Origin of the sequence: Achromobacter sp. SIMBA_011 (assembly GCF_046535435.1) — a bacterium.
Lineage (GTDB): Bacteria > Pseudomonadota > Gammaproteobacteria > Burkholderiales > Burkholderiaceae_B > Achromobacter > Achromobacter dolens.
In genome coordinates, this window is sequence record NZ_JAWRWN010000633.1 from 1 (window position 1) to 264 (window position 264).

The following is a 264-nucleotide window of genomic DNA, read 5'->3' on the forward strand; positions in this document are numbered from 1 at the left end:
GTTTCTTCTGCTGCAGCGCGATGTCCGCCTGCTCGTCCCGGACCGGGGGAGGGGGCGGTGCGAGCTTCGCGGGCGGCGCGGGCGTGACGACGGGCCGCGGCGCGGGGACGTCCGGCACCTCGGTCCACAGCTCGGCTTCGGCGCCGGCCGGCGTGCTGTTCTGCCACTGCACGCCGTGATAGAGGAACAGCGCGAGCAGCACGTGTATCAGCGCGGCAAGCGCGAACGCGCGCCAGGTGCCTCGCTCGCGAGGCGGCCGATACG

General features: G+C 73.9%; 1 pseudogene. It reads right to left on the bottom strand.

The window, feature by feature from the left end:
- Positions 1–264, bottom strand: a pseudogene (locus tag SB816_RS32490) (protein TolA); the annotation flags it as partial.